The organism is uncultured Methanofollis sp. (assembly GCF_937919355.1).
GTDB lineage: Archaea > Halobacteriota > Methanomicrobia > Methanomicrobiales > Methanofollaceae > Methanofollis.
On sequence record NZ_CALFSA010000017.1, the window covers coordinates 1 to 2,390 of the forward strand.

At 59.2% G+C, this 2,390-nt stretch carries 3 protein-coding genes; all 3 read right to left on the minus strand.

Features of this window, described 5'->3' with window-relative positions:
• Window positions 1–287, minus strand: a 287-nt coding sequence (locus Q0520_RS01030) for a hypothetical protein (RefSeq protein WP_298665542.1), incomplete at its 3' end; no start/stop codon positions are given.
• Between the two features lie 5 nt (window positions 288–292).
• Window positions 293–1,483 (minus strand): ABC transporter ATP-binding protein, encoded by a 1,191-nt coding sequence (locus Q0520_RS01035; protein WP_298665545.1) that lies wholly within the window; start codon window positions 1,481–1,483, stop codon window positions 293–295.
• The gene (locus tag Q0520_RS01040; RefSeq protein WP_298665548.1) at window positions 1,484–2,263 is read right to left on the minus strand and encodes an ABC transporter permease; all 780 of its coding nucleotides are present in this window, start codon (window positions 2,261–2,263) and stop codon (window positions 1,484–1,486) included.
• Window positions 2,264–2,390: the final 127 nt, after the last annotated feature.

The window sequence follows — 2,390 nt, forward strand, 5'->3', positions numbered from 1 at the left end:
CTCACCTCGCCGTGGACGAGCTCGCGCCCCTTCACCAGGAATTTTCCCGTAAATGGGTGGTGCGAACTGATGAAGTAACTGGTGTTCTGGATATCGGAGGTGTTTTTCAGGCAGGCAAGGTCCCGGGAGATGTCGGTCTCTCTGGAAGCAGGCGGCACAGATGCAGCGGGGAGATCATCCTGATAGGCCCCGGCCTCCTTCCGCCGCCTGATATTCTCCCGGATCTGTCCCATGATCTTTTCGACGTCGATCTCGCCGTCGCGGATCTCAAAGGTGTTCTCGTCCATCTCTCTCATCTCCGCCAGATGCAGGGTATATCGACGATCCCGGCATCCCGTCCCGTCGGGATAACATCGAAGGCATATTCCCTGTCATGCCAGTCATAGGGCTGCTGGTTGTGGGTGTGCACCGCCACCGTGAGGAGGAACCTCCCCGTAAGCATCGGCACCGCCTCGATCATCAAATCAATATGCCCCTTCCCCTCTAAATACCCGATCGAAACGTCCTTCAGTTCGGTGTTCGTCCCGTACAGGTGCGCACCCTGCTCTGAATAGAGGGAGACCCCGAAGACGGGATCGGGGATCCTTTCATGGGCGTCGTAGAAGATCCTGATGGTCATGGGATCGAAGGAGTTGAAACGCACGCCCTCCCTGCCGAACTTATCCAGGAACTTCACGCCGGTGATCTCGACCTTCCTGTCCCCCCAGCGTGTCTCGGGTTCCGTGGACTGCACAACCACGTCTGCCGGTTCCTCCTCTCTCCGCCCATAGACATAACTGTCGATCACCTCGTCCGTCTCCCCCAGGGCGACCTGCTCGCCGTGGTTCAGGAGGAGGGTCCGGTCGCAGAACCGGCGGACAGACCCGAGATCGTGGGAGACGAAGACGATCGTCACCCCCTCCTTCCTGTACCTGTTCAGCACGTCCAGGCACTTCTGCTGGAACTCCATGTCGCCGACGGCGAGCACCTCGTCCATCAGGAGGATCTCGGGGTCGGTCTGGATCGCGGTCGAGAAGGCGAGACGGACCTGCATACCCGAGGAGAAGTTCTTCAACTTCGCGTCCCTGAACCGTTCTAGCCCGGCGAAATCGAGAATATCGTCGATCCGCCCCTCGATCTCCCGCTTCGAGAGACCCATGATCGTGGCATAAGTCCTGATGTTCTCCACCGCGGTGAAGTCGGGGTTGAAGCCGACGCCGAGTTCGAGGAAGGGCGTCACTTTCTTGTGAACCGAGATCGTCCCCTGCGTCGGCCGCATGATCCTGGCGAGCAACTTCAGGAGGGTGCTCTTCCCGCTCCCGTTCTCGCCGATGATCCCGAACATCTCCCCCTCCTCCACGGAGAAGGAGACGTCCCTCAGGGCCGGGAAGGTCTCGTACTGCGTCGGCCGCAGGAGACCGGTCAGGGCCTCGAAGACCGTCGTCCTCTTCTCGTGCGGGATGCGAAAGACCTTCTCCACATGATCGACGTCGATGACTCCCATTTACATCTCCTCCGCAAAGCGCGGTTCATAGTGTGCAAAGATGAGGTATCCCACAATGAGGGCGATGACTGCCATAACCCCTGCATAGAGCAGTGACCCCGGTGCCGCGGGGGTGGAATAGATGATCGTGTCCCGTGCGGCCGTGATGATATGGGCCATGGGGTTGAGGAGGAAGATCTTCTGCAGGCTCTCGTCGAAGATGGTGATCGGGTAGAGGATCGGCGTCGCAAAGAACCCGGCCTGGAGGATCACCGCCCAGATGAACTGGACGTCCCGGTAAAAGACGTTGAGAGCGGCAAGGGCGAGGGAGAGGCCCATGGAGAGGAGGAAGAGGAGCGCGATGATCAGGGGTACGTAGACAAGGTTTGCCGAGAGGGGGACCTGGAAGTACGCCATGAAAATGATAAAGACCAGAGACTCGAAGATGCTCATCAGGAGTGCGGTGATGCAGGACGAGATCACCAGGATGTCCCGCGGGAAGTAGATCTTCTGGACCATGCTCGGTTTCCCCAGGATGGCGTTGAGGCCCATCGAGGTCGCCCGCGAGAGGAAGTTCCAGAGGATGATGCCGAGGAGGAGGAAGAGCTGGTAGTACTCCACCTGGATCCGCATCAGGTTCGAGAAGACCACGTACAGGACGACGAGCATCAGCAGGGGTTCGAGGAGCGACCAGAAGTACCCCAGAACCGAGTTCTTGTACCTCTGCTTGAACTCACCCCATGCAAGGGTCCAGATGAGGTTCCTGTACCCGTACAATTCCTTGAAATGACTAAACACCATCATTCACCACGGCACGGATCTGTTCTGTGAAACGGGGGAGTGCGAAGGCCTCTGCCCGCCTGAGACAGGCGCCCCTGTACTGCTCCGGGTCTTTCGAGACGGCGAGGACGGCGTCGCGGATCTCCCC

Coding starts and splice junctions, on each gene's coding strand:
- Q0520_RS01035 (WP_298665545.1), bottom strand. CDS start 1,483: ATGGGAGTCATCGACGTCGATCATGTGGAGAAGGTCTTTCGCATCCCG.
- Q0520_RS01040 (WP_298665548.1), bottom strand. CDS start 2,263: ATGGTGTTTAGTCATTTCAAGGAATTGTACGGGTACAGGAACCTCATC.